The sequence below is a fragment of the Bifidobacterium sp. H6bp9 genome, assembly GCF_032193695.1.
Classification (GTDB): Bacteria; Actinomycetota; Actinomycetes; order Actinomycetales; family Bifidobacteriaceae; genus Bombiscardovia; species Bombiscardovia kimbladii.
This window is the reverse complement of record NZ_JASTZY010000004.1, coordinates 109010-134496: the sequence shown is the minus strand read 5'-3', so window position 1 is coordinate 134496 and position 25487 is coordinate 109010. Positions and strand designations below refer to the sequence as shown.

Annotated in this window: 17 protein-coding genes and 1 tRNA gene; 6 read left to right on the top strand and 12 right to left on the bottom strand. The window is 55.7% G+C overall.

Annotated features, from left to right (window positions below; all coding sequences use genetic code 11):
* The first annotated feature begins 105 nt into the window (after nt 1-105).
* Nucleotides 106-876: an MIP/aquaporin family protein gene (locus QRX40_RS06660; RefSeq protein WP_313837193.1), complete on the top strand. Its 771-nt coding sequence runs from the start codon at nt 106-108 to the stop codon at nt 874-876.
* Nucleotides 877-959: 83 nt separating this feature from the next.
* On the opposite strand, the gene QRX40_RS06655 is transcribed toward QRX40_RS06660, so the two are convergent.
* Together QRX40_RS06655 and QRX40_RS06650 are read right to left on the bottom strand one after the other, a co-directional pair.
* Nucleotides 960-1376, bottom strand: a complete 417-nt coding sequence (locus QRX40_RS06655) for a hypothetical protein (protein ID WP_045924232.1) — start codon at nt 1374-1376, stop codon at nt 960-962.
* A 236-nt stretch (nt 1377-1612) separates the two neighbouring features.
* A complete protein-coding gene (locus tag QRX40_RS06650; protein ID WP_313837190.1) occupies nt 1613-7027 on the bottom strand; it encodes a Spy0128 family protein in 5415 nt (1804 codons plus the stop codon).
* A 204-nt stretch (nt 7028-7231) separates the two neighbouring features.
* Between QRX40_RS06650 and QRX40_RS06645 the strand changes: the two genes are divergently transcribed.
* Nucleotides 7232-8488 (top strand): MFS transporter, encoded by a 1257-nt coding sequence (locus QRX40_RS06645; protein ID WP_313837189.1) that lies wholly within the window; start codon nt 7232-7234, stop codon nt 8486-8488.
* 158 nt (nt 8489-8646) lie between these two features.
* Here the strand turns inward: QRX40_RS06645 and QRX40_RS06640 are convergent, their stop codons facing one another.
* The 5 genes from QRX40_RS06640 to QRX40_RS06620 form a co-directional block, all read right to left on the bottom strand.
* Nucleotides 8647-9012 (bottom strand): TIGR02328 family protein, encoded by a 366-nt coding sequence (locus QRX40_RS06640; RefSeq protein WP_313837188.1) that lies wholly within the window; start codon nt 9010-9012, stop codon nt 8647-8649.
* Nucleotides 9013-9124: 112 nt separating this feature from the next.
* Nucleotides 9125-9865: an SDR family oxidoreductase gene (locus QRX40_RS06635; protein ID WP_313837187.1), complete on the bottom strand. Its 741-nt coding sequence runs from the start codon at nt 9863-9865 to the stop codon at nt 9125-9127.
* A 192-nt stretch (nt 9866-10057) separates the two neighbouring features.
* A complete protein-coding gene (locus QRX40_RS06630) occupies nt 10058-13198 on the bottom strand; it encodes a DUF3427 domain-containing protein (RefSeq protein WP_313837186.1) in 3141 nt (1046 codons plus the stop codon).
* Between the two features lie 72 nt (nt 13199-13270).
* Nucleotides 13271-13717 (bottom strand): (deoxy)nucleoside triphosphate pyrophosphohydrolase, encoded by a 447-nt coding sequence (locus QRX40_RS06625; protein ID WP_313837185.1) that lies wholly within the window; start codon nt 13715-13717, stop codon nt 13271-13273.
* Nucleotides 13718-13871: 154 nt separating this feature from the next.
* On the bottom strand, nt 13872-15197 hold the full coding sequence (locus QRX40_RS06620) for an MFS transporter (RefSeq protein WP_313837183.1): 1326 nt from the start codon (nt 15195-15197) through the stop codon (nt 13872-13874).
* Between the two features lie 438 nt (nt 15198-15635).
* Between QRX40_RS06620 and QRX40_RS06615 the strand changes: the two genes are divergently transcribed.
* On the top strand, nt 15636-16382 hold the full coding sequence (locus QRX40_RS06615; RefSeq protein ID WP_313837181.1) for an SDR family oxidoreductase: 747 nt from the start codon (nt 15636-15638) through the stop codon (nt 16380-16382).
* Between the two features lie 18 nt (nt 16383-16400).
* On the opposite strand, the gene QRX40_RS06610 is transcribed toward QRX40_RS06615, so the two are convergent.
* The gene (locus tag QRX40_RS06610; RefSeq protein ID WP_313837179.1) at nt 16401-17021 is read right to left on the bottom strand and encodes an isochorismatase family protein; all 621 of its coding nucleotides are present in this window, start codon (nt 17019-17021) and stop codon (nt 16401-16403) included.
* A 456-nt stretch (nt 17022-17477) separates the two neighbouring features.
* On the opposite strand from QRX40_RS06610, the gene QRX40_RS06605 reads away from it, so the two are divergent.
* Nucleotides 17478-18140, top strand: coding sequence for a GNAT family protein (locus QRX40_RS06605; protein WP_313837178.1), 663 nt, complete (start codon nt 17478-17480; stop codon nt 18138-18140).
* 26 nt (nt 18141-18166) lie between these two features.
* Here the strand turns inward: QRX40_RS06605 and QRX40_RS06600 are convergent, their stop codons facing one another.
* A complete protein-coding gene (locus QRX40_RS06600; protein ID WP_313837176.1) occupies nt 18167-20440 on the bottom strand; it encodes an ATP-binding cassette domain-containing protein in 2274 nt (757 codons plus the stop codon).
* Nucleotides 20437-20874 (bottom strand): MarR family winged helix-turn-helix transcriptional regulator, encoded by a 438-nt coding sequence (locus QRX40_RS06595; protein ID WP_313837174.1) that lies wholly within the window; start codon nt 20872-20874, stop codon nt 20437-20439. The genes QRX40_RS06600 and QRX40_RS06595 overlap by 4 nt, the downstream gene beginning before the upstream one ends.
* Nucleotides 20875-21398: 524 nt before the next feature.
* Between QRX40_RS06595 and QRX40_RS06590 the strand changes: the two genes are divergently transcribed.
* On the top strand, nt 21399-21848 hold the full coding sequence (locus tag QRX40_RS06590) for a MarR family transcriptional regulator (RefSeq protein ID WP_313837173.1): 450 nt from the start codon (nt 21399-21401) through the stop codon (nt 21846-21848).
* A gap of 63 nt (nt 21849-21911) precedes the next feature.
* Nucleotides 21912-23345 carry an MDR family MFS transporter gene (locus tag QRX40_RS06585; RefSeq protein WP_313837171.1) on the top strand — a complete coding sequence of 478 codons (1434 nt, stop codon included), beginning with the start codon at nt 21912-21914 and terminating at the stop codon, nt 23343-23345.
* Between the two features lie 260 nt (nt 23346-23605).
* Here the strand turns inward: QRX40_RS06585 and QRX40_RS06580 are convergent, their stop codons facing one another.
* Both QRX40_RS06580 and QRX40_RS06575 read right to left on the bottom strand, forming a co-directional pair.
* The gene (locus QRX40_RS06580; RefSeq protein WP_313837170.1) at nt 23606-24940 is read right to left on the bottom strand and encodes an MATE family efflux transporter; all 1335 of its coding nucleotides are present in this window, start codon (nt 24938-24940) and stop codon (nt 23606-23608) included.
* A gap of 405 nt (nt 24941-25345) precedes the next feature.
* Nucleotides 25346-25433, bottom strand: a tRNA-Ser gene (locus tag QRX40_RS06575).
* Nucleotides 25434-25487 lie beyond the last annotated feature (54 nt).

The window sequence follows — 25487 nt, the reverse complement described above, 5'->3', positions numbered from 1 at the left end:
TTGCTCTAACGGTGGATTTGTCGGTTTGGCAGCAGTCGACTATTCGGGTTATGGGAGTCTGGTCACCTTCAGCTCCTTTGATGGCAGGAAGCTTGGAGAGCAATCATGATCAGCGGTGTGCAGATGTTCTGCTCAGAGTTTATGGGCACGGCCCTTATGATGGCCATTGCGGTCATGGTCGCAGCCAGCAGGTCGCTCCCCAGGACAGGGGCCTATCGAGCCGACTGGATCAACGCTTCGGTGGGCTGGGGTCTTGCTGTATATATAGGCGTATATGCGGGGTGGAGAACGGGCGGCCATCTCAATCCGGCCGTGACCCTGGCCAGGGTGGTCGGTCACTGGATTGATCCGCAGGCGACCTTGAACGGTCTGGCCATGGGCAAGGGCGGCATTCCGGTCACCTTGGCCAATGTGGCCATCTTCATTTCCGCCCAGTTCTTGGGGGCCTTCTTTGGTTCCTGCCTGGGCTACCTGGGCACTCGCAAGCATTTCGAACTTCCCACCGATTCAGATACCAAACTCATGGTTTTCTGCACCAAGCCGGCCATACGTTCGAATTTCTGGAATTTGATGTCGGAGGCCATCGGCACGGCCATCCTGGTTGCCTGGGTGTTCCTTAATGGGGGGACTCCTACCCAGGTTGGGCCCTTGGGCGTGGCCCTGGTCATCACGGTTCTGGTCATGGCCCTGGGCGGGGTTTCTGGTGCGGCCATGAATCCTGCACGTGACTTTTCCGCTCGATTGGCGTACTGCCTTCTGCCCATGTCCGGCAAGAAGGATGCGGACTGGAGCTACGCCTGGATACCCTTTGCCGGGCCGATCGTCGGAGCCTGCGTCGGTGTGCTAGCTCCTGCCTGGATGGGGCTTCTGCCTTGATTGTCGGCATGGAAAAGCCCCTGGCCCTGTCAGGGGGTTATTACGACAGGACCGGGGGTCGAGTTGGTTAAGGTAGCTCAGGCTCAGTAGCTGGCTGAGGTGGGCTCCTGGAAGCGGACTGTCAGCCCGCGGCCGTGGTGAAGGAACATCTCTGCACCGTGGCGGTCGACGTCGCGATGAGTGAAGAGCATGCGGATGGCGAAAGCCGTCTGGACATCATCAGGCAGGTCCAGGAAGGCCTTGTGGGCATCCCATCCATCGGCTGCGACAGCCTTGTTGGGCACGTAAGCATATCCATAGCCGTCCTCGTCCACGTAGCCCAGGAACGGCAAATCCCATGCCTGGTGGTAGCTCAACTGATCCTTGTAATCCTCGACCTTCTTGAGGGCCTCGTCGCTGATGCCGTACTTGCGTGCGACCTCGTTGGCCTTGGCGGTTTTCGCGTCGGCATCTTTTTCGAACATGGAAGTATCAACAACAATGACTGTATCGTCTGCCATGACTGACCTTTCTGTGTGACGGCCTGCACGTGTGACAATCGACATCATGACCGTGCAGGGCCATGACCGTTCAGGTGACCGTCCATCGTCGACGGTGACCTCTGGATGCAAGATTCCTTCCACTTGCAAGAATAGCAAATTTCGTCTGCAGATAGGGGCAGGGAACCGTGAGGTTCGCCATAGGTGGCTGTCACCAGTGAAGAAGAGGCCCAGCTGTGTTCTCATGCGGGGAACGATTAGCCCAGGTCAGCATCCTGATCCCTGCGATGCCGCAACAAGCACATCAGTGCCAGGCCGAGGACGGCAGTGCCGACAGTCAGCACTACAGGCATGACTATGTCTGAGCCTGAGGCGGCTAGGGCTTGAGAATCTGCAGATGACTTTGCTTGGTCATCAGAAGATTGGTTTCCTGGCACCGGTTTTTGGTTATTGCTGGGTGCATGATCGGACTCGCTCGGTTTGCTCGGTTCTACCGGTGGATTCGGCTTGTCATGTCCTCCGGAGTTGTCAGGGTTGTCTGGCTTGTCTGGCTTGGCCGGCTTGGCCTGGTAGGTGTTGGTGAAAGTGGTGTCCTTGCTGGTGATGGTGGCTTGGAGCTGGCCGTTGAGGTCGTCGGTGACGTGGACGTCGACCGTGGCCGCGTGCCGGTCGTAGGTGATGCCGGGCAGGCTGCCCTGGTCCTCGCGGATGGTGTAGTGGTAGTCGCCGGGCTGGTCCAGGGTCAGGTCGTTGAAGGCGATCCTGCCCTGAGCGTCGTTGGTTGCCGAGCCCGCTTCATGGCCGGTCTCCCCGTCGTACAGGTGGAAGGTGAACTCGTTGGCTTTCAGGTCCCGGCCCTGCAGGTGCTTGGTGGCGGTGATGACGGGCTTGGCCGGCTTGGCCTGGTAATGGTTGGTGAAGGTGGGGTTGTTACCGTCGATGGTGGCTTGGAGCTGGCCTTGCTGGTCGTCGGTGACGTGGACGGTGATCCGGTGCGTCTTCTGGTCGTAGGTGATGCCGGGCAGGCTGCCCTGGGCCTCGCTCACGGAGTACGTGTAGTCGCCGGCCTCGGTCAGGGTCTGGTCGGGGAATGCGACGGTCCCGTCGGCCTTGTTGGATGCTTGGGCCGGCTTCCCGCCCTTGGTGTTCTGCAGGAGGAAGTCGAACTCCCCGGCTTTCAGGCCCCGGCCTTCCAGGTGCTTGGAGGCGGTGAGCCTGACCGTGGCCGGCTTGGCCTGGTAGGTGTTGGTGAAGGTGGCTGTGTCTATCTTCTTGCCCTTGCTGTCAGTCCACTGCGCCTTGGCGGTACGGTGTAACTGAGCTGCATCGGTTGTCAAAGTGATGGTCAGGATTGCAGTGCTCTGATCATACGTCAGGCCAGGAATGGAGCCGGTTTCCTGGTGTATACGATACTCGTAGCTGCCATCGTCGGGCAGAGCAGACACGTTGACGGGCACCTGAATATTTTGGTTGTCGGCGTCTACGGTGATTTGGCTGGGCAACGCTGCGGACGGTGCGCCACCCAAGGGCTCGGCAGTTAACGTGAAGGAGTCTGAGTTGAGCCAGTTCCTGCCTTGGATCTGTACTTTGACTCCTGCAGACACTTCATTGGTGTCCATTGTTCCTGTCAAGCCACAGTTGTTGAAATCCAGGGATTGGCTGGCTGCGTCCACCATATCCTCGGCCTTCTGGAACTTAATATCCTTGATGACGGCGCCTTTCATGGTTCCGTTCTCCAGTATGTCGCTGGCTGAGGAGTTTTCGCTCGGGCTGGCTCCGCTGGCCTTTTGGATTGTCGTAGACAGGTGGGTCCAGTTCGTATTCGGAGCGGGGTCGAACCGCAGGTGGAATTGCCCTGCCGGTATATTGGTCAGTTCGTACTTGCCCTGGGAATCAGATTTTGTGCTCAGATCATCATATGGGGTGACGACCGACTTGGCGGGCTTGTCGTCAGAATCGTTGAGCAGGATCACTTTGACATCTTTAAGCAGAATATCTTCCGAAGAGCGGGTGCCGTCCCCATTGACGTCGTACCATACGATGCCACTGATGGAACGTTGAACAACCATGGCCTGGGCAGGCATTTGGTTCAGTGCATTGCCCCAGCGATTCCGATAGAGGTCGCCGGAGGAGTTGTTTCCGGGGTTTATATGGAAAGTAATGTCATAGCGGAATTGGTTGGGCTGCCCATCGATGATGAAGGCCCAAGCGACCACGTTTTCAGGCATTTTCACTTCGCCACTTGTTGTGTCCAAGTCAGCCTTGTCCCAAGAGAGGTATTCCTGGGCTTGTATGGAACTCGTGTCATTCACCCGCCATCGAGAATCTGTGGTGTAGCGGATGGTGATTCGGCTCAGACTAGCCCCCGCCGAAGCTTTTATGCTCATATCGGCAAAAGTAGGTTCCCCGTGGAAGTCGGGTTTGCCGCTTGTCTGTTTGTACGGCATGATGTCGATGGCATAGTGATGCTGCTTGCCACTGCCTGAGGTGCTGCTCAGCATGTTGGTGAAGCCAATTGGTGTACCGGCTTCATTAGTGTCCTGTACGGCCGAGGTGGAAAGGCTGGTGGTGTTGGTCCGCCAAGCGTGGATGGTGAAGGAATCGGCAGTCTTCAAGTATGTGTTGGGCTGGGACATATTCTGTTTTGACTGAACTGTGGCAGAGGTCGTCAGGTCTTCGTTGGAGCCGATGTCTTTGTTAGGGTCAGTCAGGTCGCCCAGGGAGGTGGAGAAGTGGATGACGCGGTTGTTGCCGTCCACAGGGATGTCGGTCAGTGTCCAGGACAGAGTGGTGATTCCGGTTCCGGGGTCCGTGCTCACTGATGGCTCACAGGCGGTTCCGCCCTCTATGTGGCCCATTTCAGGCGTGGCTTCCGTATATGTGCCACCCAATCGGGCGCTGCCGGGGATGTAGTGGAGCTTTGCCGGTAGTTTGTCGGTGATGTAGAGTTCGGTTTGGGCGCCCTTGTTGGCTTGGGAAGCTGAAGTGCCGGTGTTGATGGTTAGTCGCCAGTCAACGAACCGTTGATCGCTGTCTATGTCAAAGTATTCTTTGGGTTCGGAATTGGTGCTTGTTTGTGCCACGGCGTTGGAGATGGTGTTGGTTTCGCCGGCTACATAGAGGCTGTCCCCGTGTTCATTGCCGCCGGTGTCTCCGCCTAGGTAACCGTTTATTTGGTCATAGTTGGCTTTGGTATAGCCTCCGACTGACGTGGCTAAGACGGGAGATTTGATTTTGGCCAGATCGTAGGGGTTCTGTTGCTTGGCCCACTCCTCCCATTCCTGATCGCTGGAGTTCTCGGGGCTTAGCCCGGCCATAGCTGCTAATTGGTTGCGGGTGAAAGTGCGCGAAACTGATGTCAGCTGGGCTACCGAACTTACTTTGGTATCGGGGAGGACGTTGATCACAAATCCGCCGAAGCCGAATCGGGAATTCTCTTCGGCAAACCTGGAGGGCGCGGCGGTGCGCCCGCCCAGCAGCATGCCTACAACCGTGCCATGCTTCTTTGCATCCTCCTGCGTGCTATAAAAGTTCAGATCCTCTATGTCGGCATTGGCTTGCTCAGTGTCGTTTTTCCAGTCTTTCCCGTCGGGTTTGGTGGCGTACATGACCAGATCCAGCAACGGTTTTTTATCGCTCGTTGGATCATTGTATTTGCCGTTCTGCCAGATGCCGTTGCCCCAGGGAAGATCCAGACCGTCGGAGTTTGGCAGTCCAACTACCTTTGGGTCGATCTTGACCAAGGACATTCCCAGCAGAGGCAGATCAGCCTTGCTGGTTTTGAAGTTGAAACCGGCCGTTACCCGCACTTTGGTCCCTGCGACTGCTGAGTCGGTCCCCCGTAGATTGTCAGGAGCAGTCCACCACCCGCAGTCCACGCCGTCATCAAAATAGTTAGGAGCCGTCATGCAACTGTACTGAATGATGTTGCTGATGCCTGCCTTTATTGTGTTGGAGCCTAGCGTGAAGATGACGTTGTGCCACATGTCATCGGACTGGTCGGGTTGGTTTGACGTGTCCGTGGGGCCAGAGGCATGGGGTAAAGACTGGTTTGATAGCGATTTCGCACTCAGGTTGCCGTCGTCGACCTTGCTCTGCAAGCTGAGACCGGTCTGTCCATAGTAGTTGGCCACGTCCTTGCCGTCGACAGTGGAGGGGTTGAAGACATATAGGTAACCAGTGGAGATTTCGGCCACTTCTTGTCGCGTGCAGTCAGTCGAGGCCAGGGCAGGCGTGCACTTGGCGTCTGGTGCATAGGTGTGTCCCAGGTAGGGGAAGGGGTCGTTGGTTTTATAGTCCTTCAAAGTCAGGTCCAGCCTGAGGCCCTGGCTGTTGCGCTGTTCAGCCACGGTGTATTGACCATTGCCTTGGACTTGGTCTTTTCCAGCCGTGCCACCCGTGGATCGGGCATAGCCATAGTTGCTGAGAGTGGGTCTCCAGCCCTGATCGCCGGTGTTGCGTCCGCTGTTGTTGAAGTCGCCGTCGATGGTGCCGATGTCCCAGAAGTAGGGTTGCAGATCCGCTATCTTCGGGTAGGCATCTCCGCCAGCGGTCTGCCACAAATTGCTCAGTGACAGGGAAAAGGTAATGGGGCCAGTGGGAACCTCCAGACCTTTGAGGCCCTTGGTTCGATCGGGCCAACGCATGTCAACGGCCCAGTTGAACTTGCTGATTATCCCCTTGCGCTTACCCAGCTCATGGTTGGGGTAATTGCTGGCGGCTGGGGTATTGAAGTCGAAGGTTTGGTTGCCGGAGCCTTCATTGGTTCCGCCAGTGATTCGCAGGTTCAGATTAAGCTTGGCCGACACGGTGACCTGATCGGATGTGGCTGAAGCAGGATCGGTCTTGGTGGTGGTATTCGGAGCGCCCCAGGCTTGGACCTCGGGGGCGAATTTGCTGCCATTGGGCATGCTTCGGACCCGAAGGACCAGAGTGACGCTGGAGGATCCCGGAATAACGGTAGGCAAATTCTGTGGGGCGGTGAGTAGCCTGTAAACGGTAAGCACCTGTGTCGGATGACCGTCGATAGTCTCTGTAGTTTGCTTTGGCTGGTATTCCGGCGTAGTGTCCACCCAGCCCATGGAATTCACATCAAAGGTGACCTGGTCCTCAGGCTGGCTCAGTTTGAATTGGAAGCCTATTCGGCCTCGGCGATAGCTGGTTGTCTCGCTGCGGGTATTTACGGCAAAAGAGTAGGTGTAGGACACCTTATCGAAAGTGCGCACTATGTCATTGTCTGCATCGTGGTCGTCGCCGGGGTTGTTATCGTTGTCGAAAGGAGCCGTGCCAGTGGAGCGGGATGCTTGGGACAGTGTGGTGACCACGGCATCGTCGGTGTCCAGCATGTCCTTGATTGCCGATTTGGCGGTTGGCCCTGTGCTGGGTTGTATGGGTGCGGCCTGGCTCGAGGAGGTTGACTCCGACTCCTGAGCGGTTTGGGCTGCCTCGGACGCGGCGGTGTTTAACTGTGGAGTCGAGGTCTGGATCGATGTGGACGATGCCTGGTTTGTGTCAGTCGCTTGCTGTGCATGTGCCGTTGGAGATGTCGACGTGGAGCCCGTGGTCTGGGCATCCGCTGTTTGCCCGCCATCAGCCAAGGCCATGGTGGGTATCAACATGGCCATAGCCATCAGGCCGGCCAGGACTTTTCCGCTCAAATTACCCTTTGCCACGTTTCTCCTTTTGAGCGCCGACGACCGCCTGGGGCGTCGGGCCGGGCATCCCTTTCAGGTCATCCGGTCGACTGTCTACGATGGTTATTGAGTCATCCGATAATAATGCTATAGAGCAGTATACAAAATCACTGGCTATGATCCCGCTATTGATATGCGACTCCGAAGAAAAGAGTCAATTATGGACAGAACAAGGAGACCCGCATGAGTGAACGGGATCATCGTGAGCCTTCGGCGGTCGGTCCTCCAGGTCACGGAATGCGCGAGCGGTCGGCCGTTTACGGGTTTTTCATCATCATGGGCATAGGTACTTCGGCCTGGATTTCTCGACTGCCAACAGTCAAAGCAAGTCTCGGTCTGCAGCCTTCGGGCCTGGCTCTGATGACCATCCTGGGCGGATGCGGCGCTCTGATCGGCATGCTGGTCTCGGGAGTGCTGACCGATCGGCTGGGTGTGCGCCGAGCCATGCTGCTGGCAGCCTCCACCTGGTGCCTGGGGATGGTGATCGCGGCTTTGGCCGTCACTCTGCGTTCGGTGCCAGGGGTGGTTTTGGGCCTGCTCTTCAATTCGGCGGGGATCAGCCTTTGGGGAACGGTCAACACTGTTGAGGCCGGCGCGGTGGAGCGTTTCTCCTCTCGGTCCATAATGCCGCGCTTCCATGCCTCATATAGCCTGGGCATGTTTCTTGCTCTGGGACTGGGCTCGCTCCTATCTCACCTGGGTGTAGCCATAGGTGCGCACCTGGCGGTCAATGCGCTGGTCAGTCTGGCTCTGGTGGTCGCCTGCGTCCTGCTCTGCCCGGCTCAGCCTCTAGGGGATTACAAGGGCGGCGCTGACGACCGACGTTCGGATCAGCAGGCGGGGTCGGAGTCAAAGCAATCGTCCGCCTTCGGCAAGCAGTTGGCTGCTTGGGGCGATGCACTGGTTCTCATGCTTGCCCTGATTAATGTGGCCCTGGAGGCCAGCGAGGGTGCTGTCAATGATTGGACCGGGATCGGCCTGGTCGATGCTTTTGGCGTCCCCGAGTCCCAAGCCGGTCTTGCTCCCACGATCTTCGTTGCAGCCATGATCGTCTCAAGGTTGCTGGGTACGCATCTGATCGAACGATTGGGGAACATGCGCTCGCTGGTCCTGACCCTCCTGGTCTCGGCTCTGGGCATCCTGGTCTATGCTCTTGCTCCCTCTTTCGTGTTGAGCCTTGTGGGCACTGGAATTTGGGGCGTCGGAGCTGCTCTGGGCGTACCCATTGTTACTACTTTGGCAACCAAGGATCCAGCCGTGGCGGCCCAGCGTGCTTCGGTCATCTCCACTGCCTACTACGGGGTCTCCTGGATCATCCCTCCGGCTATTGGATTCCTGGCCGACCATACCGGTGTCAGGCCGGCGCTGTTGCCCTTGGCGTTATTGCTGGTGGCGGTCACCCTCCTGGTGCCCCCGGTGTCCAGGCTCACTCGGGAATGACGCCCTTCGGTTGGCAAAACTCCGTCAACCGGTTGTCGGGCGAAGCACAATCTTTGGGCAGATACTCGGATTCAAACAGCCGTTCCCAAATATTGCCGTACACGTCAGTGAATTTTATGGCCACAGCAGCCAGTCGGCACCGGCCCTGAGGATCGTCATCAGGTCAAATGGATGCCCTTCCCCGCCAGATTCTCCAAGCATTCCTGCAGATAGGCTGCATCGTGCTCGGGGTAGATGGGGTTCGTCAACGGCACGGCAGTCAGATCCTTGTATGGCGGGCAGTGCCTGCCGCGGTAGAACGGATCATACCAGGCAGGATCAGGATGATAGCCGCGCTCGCGCATCGTTGCCATGACCAGCAGATGAAATTGAAAGAGCTTGTATGGGCAGTGGTCGAAGACATAGTCAACGGTGGCATGCCGTCGACCCCATCCAAGGCCCCGCAGGGCGGTGATCTCCCTATGCTGGCCCAGCAGCTGCTGTCTGGGAAGCAGCGGGATTAAATCTTGATGCCATAGTCGCATGCGATCCCCTCGTTGGGGGCATAAGTGAACCCCTCCTTCAGCCTAGCCACTTGTATTACTGTGAAGCGGACTGGCAGAAGAAGGGGTTGGGGCAATTCCTTACGGGAATTCCTTACTGGGCGATGAATCCGCCGTCCACAACGAATTCGGCACCCAGCGCGAACTTGGATTCGTCGCTGGCCAGGTAGACGCAGATTTCGCCAATGTCCTGGGGCTCGCCGATATGGCCCAGAGGTGTCAGCTTGCTCATCCTGTCTTCAAGGCTCTGGCTGATCAGAGGGGTCTTGATGAATCCGGGATGGACCGAGTTGATGCGAACACCGTAGTTGTTGTTGGCGGAATCCAGAGCGGCGGACTTGGTCAGCAGCCTGGTGCCGCCCTTGCTGGCGTTGTAGGCTCCAGCCCGGCTCAGGCCCACGAACCCCTCGATGGAGGAGATGTTGATAATGGATCCGCCGCGGCCTTTCATGACCCGCATGCCGTGCTTGGTGCCCAGGAAGGTTCCGTTCAGGTTGATGGCGATGATCTTCTTCCAGTCATCGTAGCTTTCCTCGTCCATGGTGACGCCCTTGTCGCCGATGCCGGCGTTGTTGACCACGGTGGTCAGCTGGCCCAGCTCCTTTTCAACGGTGTCGATGGTGGAGACCCACTGATCCTCGTCCGTCACGTCCAAGGTGTGGAAGACGACCTGCCCGGGATGCTCCTGCATGAAGCTGCGGGAGGCATCGGTCTCCTTGATGTCGGTAAGGGCCACCTTGGCTCCCTCGCGGACGAAGCATTCGGCGATGCCCACGCCCATGCCGCCGGTTCCTCCGGTGATGATGGCTACCTTACCTTGTAGACGATCAGTCATGTCCACTCCTTTATAGAGATGTGCTGTCGTATTTCATCGTATGCTATGGCATGCCCATACTGATGACCGACGTATGGATGCTTCTGGCTCCTTTATTTCTCTGAAGTTGTATACGAGCGGCCAACAGTTCTGCAGGGGCCACAATGTATTTTCCACTGAAACAGTGCGCCTCTTATGCTGACTGGGCTGCGCTTAGATATCGAGCAGATGGCGATAGAGTTGATGATCCACAGGTCGGTCAAGACTGAGATCGGTGATGGTGACAGGCACTCGGCCCTTGCCGTCTGGCCCTGGTTTTTCTGTGGCTCGTGATGGCCCTACCGCGGTGACATGACCCAAATAGTAGTAGCGACGGTCTGCTGCCTCTTGTCGACGCATGACGAAAAGCGGAATGAAGTGAGTCTCCTGCCAGCCTGGCTGTCCCAAGCCCTGATGCATCCAACGGAATTCCCTGGATTCAGGTCTTCTGTGATTCTTGCTGAACCAGCGTAAGGTTTGGTCGTTCAGGAACTGGTCCTGGTACTGGCTGTTGGCGTACTTGATGAAGATGGGCATGGTGCCTGTAGTCTGATCCACCATGTATCCGCCGATGCTCTGGCCGTTGACCTCGCGATTCCAGCTCAGCAGGCGCACGGCTTCGGCCATTGTGTATTGCCTTCCCCTAAGGAATCCATGCTCAGACTGCAATTCCTGGGCAGGAACATCCCTGAGGGCATCCTGACAATTGAGCAGGCCAGTTTTCATAGTGTCCACGAAAAAGTTGCGGAAGGTGCTGTGGTTCTCAATCAGTCTGGCGAAGGTCGGGTTGAGTCGGATGGATCCGTTCTCCATACGGCTGATTAGCGGAAGGCCGCCGAACCGGCGGGTCTGGGTCGGTGTGAAGTAACTGCCGTCCAGGACGCGCAGAGCCGATGCCATCTGGGTGGGATCCCGATATGACTGCGGGAACCGTTCAGTCAGGGTAGCCTTGAGCCTTCCAATGTCGGTCGCTGTGTTTGCACGCTCGCTCTTGGACAGTTGGCACAGTTGCTCGAGAATGACCAGCTCCTGAGGCCTCAAACCAGGTAGCAGGACTTCGGTGGCCATTTTAAGAATGCCTGTTTCGGTTGGGCTGACGGGTTCGGGCGGAGTGCCATCCTTGCCCAGGTTGCGCTCGCGAGAACGTACGAAAGAGTGATAATCACCTAATTTGGCGGCCATGGTACGCGTGAGCGATGGATCGTGAGCATGGACGTCAGTGAGCATAGGGATGCGTCCTAGCTGGAACCTTAGCTGGCGATATGCCTCGGTCAACTTTTTCATAGCCGACCAATCTGCTGTGTCCAGAGATCGCAGGATACGTGTCCGTGCGATGGGATCAAAGCTGATGGATGACAGGCCTATGGTGTGGCGTTGCAAGTTACGACGGGCCATGTCGCGATCGCCTGTATTTCCGTACAGGGCCACGGGGATCAGATAGTTGTTGGCGTAGTTGCCGATGAAGTCTATGACAACGACGCTCTCTTTATGATCGTAAAGCCGCAGTCCTCTTCCCAGTTGCTGAGTGAAGACAATGCTGGACTGGGTATTGCGGAGCATGACTATTTGGTTGAGCGCGGGAATATCGATGCCTTCGTTGAACAGATCAACTGTGAAGATGTAGTCCAGATCGCCGTTTTCCAAGTCCTGGATAGCTTTCTCGCGTTGCGGAACCGGGGTATCCCCGGTCACAGCCTGGGTATGATAGTTTCGTTCGGTCTGCTGATTGAACTCACGGTTGAACAGCTCTGACAGTTGTTGAGCCTCTTCGCGTCTACTGCAGAAGACGAGGCCGGTGATCTGCTGGTGGTATGGGCTGTACTGTTGCAATACATCGATAATGTATCTGACCCTGCCTGGAGTGGTTAGCTGTCCTATTTCGTATGTCAACTGGCCGCGGTCTCGGCTGTTGCTATCATCATCGACGGTGATGCTAGGCCGACCATTGCCGCTAGCGGGGTCAGACCCCAGGTATTCGGTTACCCCGTAATAGTGGAATGGGCAAAGCATACCCTCGTCCAATGCCTTCTGCAATCGTATCTCGTAGGCTACGTTGTATCCGAAGAGTTCGAAGATATTGAAACCGTCGGTGCGCTCAGGCGTAGCTGTCATACCTAGAATGAAGTCTGCCGCGGAGAAGTGGTCGAGGATTGCTTGATAGCTTTTAGCCCCGGCATGATGGACCTCATCGATAAGGATGTAGTCAAAGGCATCGGCTGGGAACTCTTTCAGGGTATCCGGACGACTCATGGTCTGCACCGTTGCAAATAGGTAGCGGCTGCCTTTCTTCTTGTCTCTACCGGTAAAGAGGCCGGTTTCCTCTTTGGAGCAACCCAGAATCTCCTGATAGGAAGACTGTGCTTTCTTCAATATCTGCTCCTGCTGAGCCAGGTAGAGCATCTTGGCGGGACCTACTTGCTTGACGTCCAGGGCCGACAGGAAGGTTTTACCTGTTCCTGTGGCTGAGATGATGATGGCCCGATGTTCGCCCCGCGCTCGCAGCTCTTTCAGGTTCTTCAGGGCCTCCCGCTGCATGGAATTGGGGCGTATGTGTCTGTGCCGGCGTGCAGTCTCGAGTTGCTTTCTGGGTGGGGCGTAGTGGCGAAAATCCTCTTCATATTGCTCGATCCAGTCTTCTGTCAAAGGCTGAGATTCAGCTACTTGTCGATTAATTTCATGGTTGATTTGGTCGATCAGCGCTCCTCGGTCCAAGGAGGACAGGCGCAGGTTCCACTCACGCTGATTCGTCAGGGCCTGTTGGGTGAGGTTGGAACTGCCAATGTAGAGGTCATAATATGGTTTGCCGTTTTTCAGGTGCTTGGCGAAAATATAGCCTTTGGGGTGGAAGGGTTGGCCCTCCGGTATGACTTGAGTGGTTGAATCCTCTGACTCTGATCTCTGCTCGCCTTGCCAGACTCTCACGTCGGCTCCGGTAACGTTCTTGAGCCTGAGCAGCTCCCAGAAAGCTCTTGGAGGATTGAAGTAGTCCTTAGTGGAAGTGATGATTCGCCCAGGTCGGCTGCCGGGTCTGGCTTTTTGGTTTTTGAACTCTTGGAAAAGGGAAAGCAGGGTCTCGGCAGATACGAAGGCAACTGAGATGTCGAAAGTCTCGCTTTCCTGGAGCTCTTGGCAAAGCGCGTCCTCCATATTGTCACCAGGCTGGTTGGTGATCAGTCGGGGTGTGAAGTCCTGGGCTCCAGCAGATAGTTCCCGAGTCGGATCGTCGCCTATAAGGCCTGTAACCACGCCTTCGAATATCGAAGTCGAATCAGGATCTATTAGCAGACGGATCTCCGTATTCAACTTAGAATCCATGTTTTTCTCAGTTCCCTTGCAAGGTTCGGTTCCCTTAGCTTGGTTGGCTTGGCAGATTGGCTGTTCGAGCGTTCATTGATGTTCATGGTGGGGATTACCAAAGCACTGGTCCATAGCTGTAAGGATGGCTGCCGCCGGTCTGTCGGCAGGAGCCCAGTTCAAGGTTGAAAGATCCTCTGGAGCCAGCCAGCGAAGAGCTCGGTGTTCGCTGCGTTGCGGCCGTCCTTGGGCAAGGTGGCAAAGTTGGACGCAGAGGGCGATGCGGCCGAACGGATAGGTGTACATGGTCGTGCAAACTGGTTCCAATACCTGGACCGTGCAGTCAAGTTCCTCGAAAATCTCACGGCGCAGAGCCTCCGAGGGTGATTCGCCGGGATTGATCTTTCCTCCAGGAAACTCCCAACGACCTTCGAGGGTGCGGCCTGGTCCACGTTGAGCGCATAGGATCAGCCCTTTTTCGAGAATAGCTCCGCCTGCTACGCTCGTTATCTTTGTCCGATTGGTCTGCAGTGTGGTCATGAGTACTCAATCGCCTTTCCGCCTTTGGGCGCCAGGTCCAGGATACAACTCGGTGACTTCCAATAAATGTTCAAAGGCCAAGGTCTATGAATGGGGGAAGGGTGGCGAAATGGTTGTGGGGCCAATTGCTGCAGGGCTCGGTCGCAGGGCTCGGTCAGGCGGTTTGAGCTGCCGACTTACGCATACCCTTCAGCGGGATAATGCCCAGGAACAATGCTGCAATCATGATCAGGATGCTCAGGCCGAACATGATGATGTAGCCGTGAGGTTGGTCAGCGATGGCGCCCCAGAAGAGAGCGGCGAAGGCTGAGGCCAAGGAGCCAACCATCTGAATGCGTGCATAGATGTTCGTATAGTCACGCGAGCCGAAGACGGCTGTAACCAGGATGGGTGTCTGCACTGTAGTGCATGCGTAGACCAGACCGAAGGCGAAGGCTCCCAGCAGGAGGAGTGCGGGCAATCCGGGGAAGGCGACCATGAGGCAGACGCCGAGAACGCCGCCGCCGATGCCCAGACAGAGCCCGCCCACGATGCTGCCGTCGTTGACCATGCCCAGGATGACCTTGCCGATAGCCTGGCCGGCCATGCAGGAGGAGGCGATCAGTCCCGTGTAGGCCGCCATGGACGGCAGGGATGCCGCATAGGAGGGCAAGAACTGGTAGATGGTCTGATTCATAGTGATCAGGCCGCAGAAGATTGCCAGCGCCCAGAAGGCAGGGGAACGCAAGGCCTGGGAAGCAGTCATGCCCACGGTCGACGCTGCAGGCTCTGAGCTCTTTTTGCCTTTGCTTCCAGTGTCTGCGCTGGTGGTGGCCGCCTCAGCTGCAGCAGATTCCTGGTCGGTCGCGCCGTAGGGATGCAGACCCATCTGTTCGGGCGTGCTGCGAATCACGAAGATGGTGAAGGGCAGGGTAACCACCAGAATGAGAATGGCAAAGACCATGTATCCCTGCCTCCATCCATCAGGGGCGGATCTGATGATCATGGTGCCTATCTGGTTGAAGATCACGCCGCCTATTCCGGTGAAGGCCATGCACAGGCCGATGAAGAACCCGACCCGTTTGCGGAACCAAGCGTTGATGAGAGTGGGCACTGACAAATAGAGGATGGGCGGCATGCCGATCCCCAGAACCACGCCGCATAGATAGAACTGCCACATGGCGGATGATCGAGACATACCCAGGCAGCCCAGTCCGGCCAGAATGGTGCTTGCCGTCAGGACGATGCGCAGATCGTAGCGGTGCATCAGCCATCCGGCCACTGGCAGGAAGATGACCATAGTGATGCTGAATATGCTGAAATATCCGGTGAATGCGGCCTTGGGAACATGGAAGTAGCTGCTGACAGGAGTGAAGAAGATGCCCGCGCAACTGCAGACCAGCGATACCGGGATGGCCGTGAAGACGATGCCCGACAGCACGATCAAGTATGGATAAACAGCCTGTTTTCGCGATGAGGGCTGTGTCGGTGTGGTCGACATGACTGCGACCTTTCTCTCGCCGAATCGGGACAAACCAACTGCTGTTTGGCTCTTATGATCCCATTGATCTGTGGTTTGTTTGCTCTGAATGTCCGCTAGAGGGAATTTAAGAACTAATTGTAGTTCAATATTTGACCCTCACCTATCGTTACAATACAGATTAAGTAGTTTTGCGACACTGTCTTTTTTACTTCTTGCAATGAGGTGATCGAGCCCGCTTTTGGCTGACAGCCACCTTTCTTCGTAGATTGCTGCGTTGATTCTACGTGTGCCCATGTTGGTGCAATCCTACTGATTTGTCTTTCTCAAAAGATTCAGCCCTGTCACGCGCTTGGTCATGGTTGTCGATGCGGACCTGGTTATAGTCAAGACTTGCACTTCCAGCGACTCGAGGTTGTACCATCAGGCCGATTGAAGATAAGGAAAGGTGGGACTGTTATGACAGTTGCAGATAAGACAGTGTTGATCACCGGAGCTTCGTCCGGCATCGGGGAGGCCACAGCGAGGCTGTTGGCGCAGCGAGGTGCCAAGGTGGTGCTGGGCGCTCGCCGCAAGGATCGGCTGGATGCAATAGTGAACGACATCGTTCAGGGTGGTGGCCAGGCGGCCTCTATGGCTCTGGATGTGACCGATCGGCAGGCCAATGAGGATTTCGTGGCTTTTGCCAAGAAGCAGTTTGGCGGAGTGGACGTGGTATTCCTCAACGCTGGACTCATGCCTAACTCGCCCTTGTCGGCCCTGCATGTGGACGAGTGGGACCGCACCATTGACGTCAACCTGAAAGGCGCATTGTATGGCATTGCTGCGGCCCTGCCGGAGTTCACCGGGCAGCGTCACGGGCAGTTCATCGCCACCTCTTCGGTTGCTGGGCTCAAAGCCTATACTGGCGGAGCGGTCTACGGGGCAACCAAGTGGGGCCTGCGTGATCTGATGGAGGTGCTCAGGATGGAGTCCGCCCAGGAGGGGACACATATCCGCACCTCTACCATTTACCCGGCGGCCATTAAGACTGAACTGCTGGGCACTATCACGGACAAGCAGACCCTGGCTGATATGAACAAGACCTACGACAGCTACCAGATCGATCCCGAACGGGTGGCCCAAGTGGTGGCCTTTGCCATCGATCAGCCTGAGGATACCAATGTATCGGAGTTCACCGTAGGCCCTACCATCCAGCCCTGGTGAACTCCTCTGCCGCTGCCTTCAGTTGCCGCTGGAGGAAAGCAGACGAATGCCGGCTTGGGCCATGGCCTTTCGAGCCTCAACGCCCTGATCCTCGCTGACCGGGACAGTCAGATCCTCGAAGACCGTGACCTGGTAGCCCAGTTTCGCGGCATCCAGGGCCGTTTCCTTGACGCAGTGGGATTCGGCGATGCCGACTACATCCACTTGGTTGACCCCAGCATGTGCCAGGGCGTCGGTCAAGGTGATGCCTGATGACTTGGCCGAGGCGAACTCTTCCCTGCTCTGGATCCGATCGGTGTTGTCTTCGATGCCTTCGAACCCGGAGTAGGCGGCTGAATACTGACCCTTTTTGAAGTGATGGGCGATGCCCAGCTGCCGAATCCTGGGATGCAGCTCCGCCCCGGGTGAACCGGCTACCCCATGTTTGGGCCAGGTGTCCACAAAATCCGGATGATCGGACCAGTGAGATCCAGGCTCGATGTGCCAATCCTGGGTGGTGGCCATGTAGTCGTAGTCCCCGGCATGGCTGTGGACGTAGTCGGCGATTTTGCCAGCTGTGACGTTGCCGCCCTCGACTCCCAGCTCACCTCCTTCACAGAAGGTCGGTTGAACATCCACGACGATCAAAGCCTTGGACATGGTGATCACTCCCTTGGTCGATGCTGACGGTAGGCAGAGGGAATACCGGATGGAGCTCCTCGATCATTTCCTCTTATGTATCAGTCTAATTCCCGCAAATACATCGCTCCTTCCGCTTGAGTGGATGTGCACAAATATGACGGCGAATCATCATCTTGTGGACATGATGATAAAGGAGGCAGCAAGGGTGATCAGACGTGGTTGTGCGAGGCGGATTCATACGGACTTTTGGGGTGTTTGCTTGGTATCCTAAATGCCGGGATTGTACGGGATGATAGCTGGCGCTTACGGGCTGTCCCTTCCGTACGATAACGGAGCGAGCATCGTTCCAAGGGAGGAGATGCGGGTATGAGGATCAATGAGTTCGGGCAGCCCGTTGGTGATGCGGTTTCGTTTGCCGGGGCCATGATGCCGGAGCCTGTCAACTTGACTGGCAGGACCGTTCTGGTAGTGCCCTTGGACGAAAACCAAGGTGATGCCTTCTATGAGCGGATTTTCAGTCCGGAATGCGACGAATCCATCATGACCTATAGCACCCACGATCTCTACCCTGATAGACCAGCATTCGACTCAGGCTTTGCATCGATGATTGCAAGCCGGGATCCTCTCTTCTTTGCCATTCTGCGTAAGCCGTCTGCATCCGATCTTGGTATTGGACGGCTTGCGGGCGGGGAGGATCCGGATTTACGGGAGCTGGTGAAGCTTGATCGTTCGTCGGATCTGTTGGGCATGTATGCCTTGATGCGGATTCGGACGGATATGGGAAGCGTCGAGATGGGCCATGTCATCTATACCAGAGAGTTGCAGAGAAGCAGACAGGCAACTGAAGCCCAGTATCTGATGGCTCGGCATGTCTTCGAGGACTTGGGCTATCGCCGATACGAGTGGAAGTGCGACAGCCTCAACGCGCCCTCCCGGGCGGCTGCACTGAGGCTGGGATTCAAGGCTGAAGGCCGGTTCAGAAACGATATGGTCTACAAGGGCCGCACTCGGGATACGGATTGGTTTTCCATAACTGATAGTGAGTGGCCAACAGTGAAAAAGCGGTTGGAGACTTGGCTGGATGACGCCAATTTCGATCAGGATGGCAGGCAGAAGCGCCGTCTGCAGGACTGCTGAACCATTGTTGATCTGAATGCAGCCGCTTAAGGTTGCGTTGCTGAATCCTTGGTAAAGCCGAAATAGGTATTCATGGCTCGGGCTGTGGGAGTGTCATTGCGGCGCATCAGTGCAAGCGGAGACCCTTCAAACAGCACCTTGCCGCCCGCGCTCCCGGCTCCTGGGCCTATATCGATCACCCAGTCGGCCTGACCGATGAAGCGCAGGTTATGTTCTATGGCGACAACAGTCAGCCCTTTGCTTGCGATGAGTCTACGTAGGAGCGCAATCTGCTGCAGGATATTGGATTCATGCAGGCCGCTGGTGGGCTCATCCAAAATCAGGGTCTCATGAATTCCGTCCTTGAGCAGCTTAGCCAGCTTGAGACGTTGCAGCTCACCGCCCGAGAGCGTATCGAGGGCCTGCCCAACGGATAGGTACGACAGCCCGACGTCTTCTAGGGCCTGCATGGCTGGCCCCAGCACTTCGCGATATTGGCGCATAGCCTCGTCGGCAGTCAGTTTCAGCACCTGAGCGATGCTGAGACCGCGATATCTGGCAGACAGAGCCTGCGTTGAATACCTGGTTCCGTGGCAGCTTTCGCAGACAGTGCTGGTGTCGCCCATGTAGGCAATATCCAAGGTGATGACTCCCTTGCCCTTGCAGACTGGACAGGCTCCGGCAGCATTGAATGAGAAGAGTGAGGGGGATTCGCCGGTAGCCTTGGCGAAGGCCTTGCGCAGCGGGTCGAAGACGCCCAAGTAGGTCAACAAGTTGGAGCGTCCGCTGGCCTTGATTGGCTTCTGATCGAGGAGTATGGCATCATGCTGAGCCATGAAGCCTTCCTTGATCAGCGTGCTCTTACCCGAGCCGGCCACTCCGGTCATCACAGTCAGCATATGCCTGGGTATTTTGGCGTGGGCTTCTCTGACGTTGTGGGCAGTGACCTTGTCTATTGCATAGAAGCCTTGCGAAGGCGCCGCCGGTTCGTTTACAGTGCCTGGATCTGACAGGGCTCTGCCAGTGGTTGTTTCGCTTTCCAGCAGAGACTGATAGCTCCCCTCGAAGACGATGCGTCCGCCTTCCCTGCCTGCTCCTGGCCCCATGTCGACGATATGATCGGCGATGGCGATGAGCTCGGGGTCATGGTCCACGATCACCACCGTATTGCCCTTGTTCCGCAAGCCCTTGAAGATTTTCTTGATCCCAGTCAGGTCATGAGGATGCAAGCCAACGCTCGGTTCGTCAAAGATGCAGAGAACATCATTCAAAGGGCTGTTCAGGCAGTTGGCGATTTTCAGACGCTGTCCCTCTCCTCCGGAAAGCGTAGAGGTGCCACGCTCCAAACTCAAGTAGCCCAGACCAACCGTTATCTGGTTGACTATCTTGCACTTCAGGTCCTGCAGAATGGTGTCAGCCTGATCGTCATGAATTTTTCCCAGCCAGTCCTGCAGGTCAGCCACGCTCATGGCAGAACAGTCAGCTATGTTCAGTCCGCCGATCTTGGCTGAGCGGACCTTGGCGTTGACCCTAGCCCCTTGGCAGTCAGGACACTGGGCGATTCGTGTAACCTGCTCGAGCTCATGCTGGTATTTGTCGGCGTTTTGGTTGATAAAGGTCTTGGTGATTCGGGGCACTAATCCCTCAAACATGGCCGTCTTGTGCCAGTTGGGACTAGGGTGTGCCGGTCTTTGCTTCTTCCCGTAGAGCAGGAGGTCAAGATCACTGCTGGTCCACTCACGTAAGGGCAGATCGTTGTCAAAATAGCCTGAGTCCGTATACCTGGTCAGTCTCCAGCCGCCCGGCTGGAAGGTGGAAAAGTTGATGGCGCCCTGATTCAGCGAGAGATCCACGTTGAGCAGGCGATCAAGCACTAGGCTGCGTATAGTTCCCAGGCCCTGGCAGGTCGGGCACATTCCCGCAGGATTGTTGAAGGAGTACGTCATGGAGTACCCGATGAATGGCTGGGCCATGCGGGAGAATAGCAGGCGCAGGGCAGTGTAGATATCAGTGTAGGTGCCTACGGTTGAGCGAGCATTGCCCGAGAGCTGCTTTTGGGTTACGACAATGGAGAAGGGCAGGTTGTCGATTCGGGCGACTTCCGCAGGCTCATACTTGGGCAGGAGCTGCTGAATGTAGGAGCTGTAGCTGCGATTGATCATGCGCTGCGACTCGGCTGCCAGCGTGGAAAACACAAGAGACGACTTTCCTGAACCCGACAGGCCGGTGACCACGGTGATGGCCCTCTTGGGTATGGCCAGCGAGACTTGCTTGAGGTTGTGCGTGGAGGCCCGAACAATAAGAATGCACTCGGTCCTCATCGGGCGACTCGCTCCTGGCGTAGCTTGTTGATAAGCCTGTTGGCAAGAGTAGCGAACTCTTCCTGTTCGTCTTTGGACCAGACCTGTCGGGCATCTTCCTCAAGGGTTTTATGCTGTTGATCGATAATGTCAAGCATGTCCCGGCCATCCTGGGTCAGATTGGTCTCCAGCTCTCGCCGGTCGTGGGCGTCAGGCACCTGCCTGATGTATCCGAGATCGCGCAGAGTGCTGAGGTTCTTGGAGACCTTGGATCGGGTCATGCCGAGTCGCTGACCAATCTGTGAGGGCGTGGACGCTCCTGTGCGCAGAACGGTGAGGATGTCGAACTGTTGCCAGGTGATGTTCCCCGGGTTGACCCTGTTGCGCTCTGCTACGAATTCGCACTGCAGATACATGAGAGCATCGTAGAGGGAGGACGGATTATATGATTTCATTATAGAAACTATATCATATCGGAAACTATCTATTGCCCGGATAGCATGCTTTTCTCTGAATTCGTTCTTGTCTGACTGTATCGACTGATGAAGCCACGTCTCAGGAGGTTCAATATTGGCCTTGTGTTGTTGAAAGAGCTTCTTGCATGAGAGTAGGCGTGTGTCTGCCTGGTGGATCCCTTGATGCGGTTTAGCGATTTTCTCTGTTGGTCGCTCCAAGGTAAAGGAGGTCTATTGGACTAAAGGCTCGTGATTTGTTGACAGCGGCGGTGGGGTGGAGTGTCAACTTATCATCCTATCAGCATTGCTTAGCCAATCGGCTATGCAGAACGACGATACTGAGGCCTAAATGCTAGGTAAACCAGCATGCCTACAGGTCGGAGAGGCTGAGCTAAGGCTCTTCTTTTGCTCGAGCCTCCTGTATTAAGAACGTTGATGAATAGGTTCTTGTATTTCCTTGATTTGACAGCTAGGCCTTCTTTGTCAAGAATGTAGCATGCTACATTTTGGAGAGGTGGTATCTTTTGGAGCTCTCGGAGAAGCGGCCGGAGGGACTGGTCAAAATAGCCAACACCCTGCTGGAAAAGCATATGAACGAGTGTGTGCGGAGCATCTTTCCCAATCTGACTGGTCCCCAATTTGTCATGGTCTATTACCTGTATGAGCATGAGGGCCTGGAGGTGACGCAGAAGACGGTGGGCGACAGGTTCCGTTTGAGCCATCCCACGGTTCGGGGAGTTGTCAAACGGCTGGTCAAGGCAGGATGGTTGACGGCAAAGCCTCAGACTGATGACCGACGTCAGATGGTTCTTGAGCTTACCGGACATGCGCGCAATGAGCTGGATGCCCACCAGGTCGAGATCCGGCATGCATTGGAGGCCACGGGCAAGCTTGCCTTGAAAGGGTTCGATGAGCAGGAGAGCAGACAGCTGGTCGGCTACCTGGAACGAATCATTAGAAACATGGAATCCTGATCTGCTTTTAGTTGGATCACGTAGGCTTCGGACCGAGTCGGTGAAGGACAGGGAGGATGCGGTATGAATAAGGATAGCGGCGAAGGGGAAGGCAGCCAAGGCGGGGCTGAGGGAAATCGTACTGCGATGATGGGCACGCTTTTGGCAGGGGCCTTCCTGGCCTTGATGGCGGAGACTTTCCTTAACAATGCTCTGCCTACCATTATGACGGAATTCCATGTGTCCCAATCCACCGCACAGTGGCTGAGCACCTCCTATCTGCTGGTCGTGGGGCTGATGATACCTGTATCGGCTTGGGTGTTTTCCAACTTCCGGTCCAAGCACACCTTCATGGCCATGATGGCTATTTTTTTGACTGGCTCCCTGGTCTGTATCTTCTCCGAAGGGCATTTCCCGCTGCTGTTGGCGGGTAGAATCATCCAGGCTGTGGCCGCTGGATCGCTGATGCCTTTCATTCAGAATGTGGTACTGCTGCTTTTCCCGCCTGACAGGCGCGGTGTGGCCCTTGGCGTGGTGGGTCTGGTGGTGGCCTTGGGTCCCACGGTTGGCCCCACGCTCTCGGGGTTTGTTTTGGAGCACTGGTCCTGGAGGGCCTTGTTTGTGCTGCTTGCCGCCTTGAGTGCCGCGATCCTGGTGGCGTCGTTTTTCCTGGTCTACACGGTCAACCGCCAGGTGAGAACCCGTCTGGACGTGCCTTCCGTGGTATATTCCTGCCTAGGTTTCGGGCTCATTCTTTATGCCCTGTCCGCCATAGGGGACGCGGGTGGTGCGTCAGTGCTTGACTTGGGATTGCTGCTTGCTGGCGTGCTGGTAGTAATCCTGTTCTGCCGGCGCCAGCTGCGTCTGGAGTCGCCGCTGGTGAATTTGCGTGTTTTCACGAACGCTACTTTCAACCTGACCAGTCTGCTCAGCACCTTGAGCAACATTGCCATGGTAGGGGTGGAGCTGGTGCTTCCCCTGTACCTCCAGAATACGCGCGGGTCAAGCGCGCTCACCTCTGGTCTGGTCATGCTGCCGGGAGCCATTGTCATGGGCATATTCAATCCTCTCTCTGGTCTGATCTATCAAAGAATCGGAGCGAGGAAGATTGCCCTTTTGGGGTACACGGTGCTGCTGGCCGGAACCTTGCCGATGATATGGTTTGGCACCACTACCAGTCTTATTGTGATCGCCTCCTCTTATGCTCTGCGCATGGCAGGAGTGGCACTGGTCATGATGACCACTTTCACCGAGGGCATCAACGCACTGCCCGCAGAACTCGCAGCCCACGGCAACGCTGCTGCTTCGACTGTCCGCCAGGTGGGAGGCTCGCTGGGTACAGCTGCAGCCATGATGATCGTCACCATCGGCGCTCAGCGCGGCAGTCTCAGCGGAGCCACTCCAGCCCAAGCTCTCGACCAGGGCTACCAGCGGGCCTTCATCTTCCTTATGCTCGTAGCCCTAATCGGCCTGTGTGCCTCGCTTTTCCTTAAGCGGCATAAAACTGAGAATGAGTAAGAAAGATATCTTTTCGCTTTCAAAGCAGGGGCCATTGCTGACAGCGATTGGCTCATAATGCCAACGAGCAGGGATACATACATCGGTCATAATTTGATACTTAAAACTCTTGGAAACGCCAACTGCATAATTGCATAATGCGAACAGGATTCTGGATCGGCGAAGAGAACCTTTGTTGCCGGAGAATACAAGAATTAAGAGATTCATTGCAGATTCCCAGACACGTATACATAAGAGACGACGAAAATAAGGGAATTAATTTATCCATCGTCTTTTGTAGCATTCGACAGCCCTTTTCGGACCCAGACTGCTTCTCGGGCACAGACCAGCAACATCCTGAATAACTCAAGCCCGAAGAGATACCAGAATCCGTCAAGCAGGGAAATGCTGAGGACGTAGAAAACGACTATTGTGCAGGGCAAGGCCAGGAATTCGACAAGGAAAAGAAAAGCGTTATCCAATACTGGGCGAAGGAAGCCCTCGGTAATCGAATCAGTTATGCTCTTGCAGGCGATATATCCCAAAAAGGGCAGAACGATTGCATGCACTTGCGACCACACCCTTGTGCTGATGCCCGGTTGCATCAAAGGTATGACGTTTATATAGATATACGAAATGCACACTGATATGATGCCGATCATCACATTTGCAGATCGCATAATCTGCAGTCTACTATGGACGTACTCCGAGCCGAGCCCGGAAGAGGCGCCTATCAGCCGGGCCACCAGGACTGCCAGTGATTTTGTATATGCCTCAGTGGGAATAAGGATGATGTACACGGCATTGTTCAATAACGCATATGCAGTATATGCGGAAATATCGAGTCTGCCGAAGCTCGAAGAGATGATGATGGTGGATATGTTCCACAGCAATACTGAAAGGCCAAGCGGCACGCACTGCTTCGTATAGGATTGCCACGAGTATTCATAGGCATGTCCCCTGGCGGAGGCCAATCCACGCATCTTACGAAAGAGCGTGAAAAGCAACATCACGACTCTTGCCACTTTTGATAGCAGCATTCCCGAGATGATGGCAAAAATGCCGAGATGCATATAGAAAAGGAAGAAGACCGAAGCTGACAGTTTAATCGCGAATTCGCAGATGTAGATAGATAATACTTTCCTCTGCTCTCTCATATTCTGAAGGGCATATTCTGCGACCGTGCCCAAGGTGCTTAAGGCAAATGCGACAGTGGCCCACCTGACATAGATGGTCATCATGTCTGCGGCATCCGGATTATGAATCATTGCAAAAGAAACGGTTTGCGATGTTATGAAGAGTCCCGAACCCACGATCAAAACAAGAGCACCGGTAAAGGCGAAACATCTCGATATAGCAGTGCGTATCTCTGATCTTCGGCCTGCTCCTTCAAGTCTGCCGACTATAGTCCCGCAGACGTAGGCTGGACATGTTATCAGGGCTTCATACAACCAGATGACTTGAGAGCCTGCCGAGACTGCTGACACCTCGTGCTCGCCGACAAAGCCGAGCAGGAAGGAGTCGCAATAGAACATGACGTTAAAAAGAATGCTCTGAAATAATAGGGGGACTCCAATGGCCGCATTGCGTAGGCATGTTTTGATAGTGTCGCTCATGCGTCAAGTCCCCGCTCTGCCCCGGTCTCGAACCTCACGGGGAAGCGACAGGTGGTTCGCTTGAGTAAGCCCACCTGTTGCAAAGATGCACGGGTGCCAACTTGTAACTGGTGACGGGCCTGAGTGTATCCTCGCCTGCATTTGCAGTAAGTCTTCAAAGATATGGCCCTGAACTTTCTTTGTCTCGCCCATGCTCGCAGCGTCTGGTCGCCTCCGGACATCACTGTCTTGCGAGGCACTTAGGTGATGAGGCCTCTTCTGGCAACAAGGCCGCCTAGCTTACTATATTAAACGAACGGATAAGATCAAACAAAGTGGAAGATCAGGGGGATCGACAGCGCAAAGGATGACAATACCGATATTCTGCATACAAAAAGAGTCTTGGGCCACTGTCCAAGACTCTACTGGCGGAGGATACGAGATTCGAACTCGTGAGGGCGTGAACCCAACACGCTTTCCAAGCGTGCGCCATAGACCACTAGGCGAATCCTCCAAGGCTGCAATGAACGGGGCCGTAGCCTACGTGACCCTTATCAAGGCAACTAGG

Coding starts and splice junctions, on each gene's coding strand:
- QRX40_RS06660 (WP_313837193.1), top strand. CDS start 106: ATGATCAGCGGTGTGCAGATGTTCTGCTCAGAGTTTATGGGCACGGCC.
- QRX40_RS06655 (WP_045924232.1), bottom strand. CDS start 1,376: ATGGCAGACGATACAGTCATTGTTGTTGATACTTCCATGTTCGAAAAA.
- QRX40_RS06645 (WP_313837189.1), top strand. CDS start 7,232: ATGAGTGAACGGGATCATCGTGAGCCTTCGGCGGTCGGTCCTCCAGGT.
- QRX40_RS06640 (WP_313837188.1), bottom strand. CDS start 9,012: ATGCGACTATGGCATCAAGATTTAATCCCGCTGCTTCCCAGACAGCAG.
- QRX40_RS06635 (WP_313837187.1), bottom strand. CDS start 9,865: ATGACTGATCGTCTACAAGGTAAGGTAGCCATCATCACCGGAGGAACC.
- QRX40_RS06630 (WP_313837186.1), bottom strand. CDS start 13,198: ATGGATTCTAAGTTGAATACGGAGATCCGTCTGCTAATAGATCCTGAT.
- QRX40_RS06625 (WP_313837185.1), bottom strand. CDS start 13,717: ATGACCACACTGCAGACCAATCGGACAAAGATAACGAGCGTAGCAGGC.
- QRX40_RS06620 (WP_313837183.1), bottom strand. CDS start 15,197: ATGTCGACCACACCGACACAGCCCTCATCGCGAAAACAGGCTGTTTAT.
- QRX40_RS06615 (WP_313837181.1), top strand. CDS start 15,636: ATGACAGTTGCAGATAAGACAGTGTTGATCACCGGAGCTTCGTCCGGC.
- QRX40_RS06610 (WP_313837179.1), bottom strand. CDS start 17,021: ATGTCCAAGGCTTTGATCGTCGTGGATGTTCAACCGACCTTCTGTGAA.
- QRX40_RS06600 (WP_313837176.1), bottom strand. CDS start 20,440: ATGAGGACCGAGTGCATTCTTATTGTTCGGGCCTCCACGCACAACCTC.
- QRX40_RS06595 (WP_313837174.1), bottom strand. CDS start 20,874: ATGAAATCATATAATCCGTCCTCCCTCTACGATGCTCTCATGTATCTG.
- QRX40_RS06585 (WP_313837171.1), top strand. CDS start 21,912: ATGAATAAGGATAGCGGCGAAGGGGAAGGCAGCCAAGGCGGGGCTGAG.
- QRX40_RS06580 (WP_313837170.1), bottom strand. CDS start 24,940: ATGAGCGACACTATCAAAACATGCCTACGCAATGCGGCCATTGGAGTC.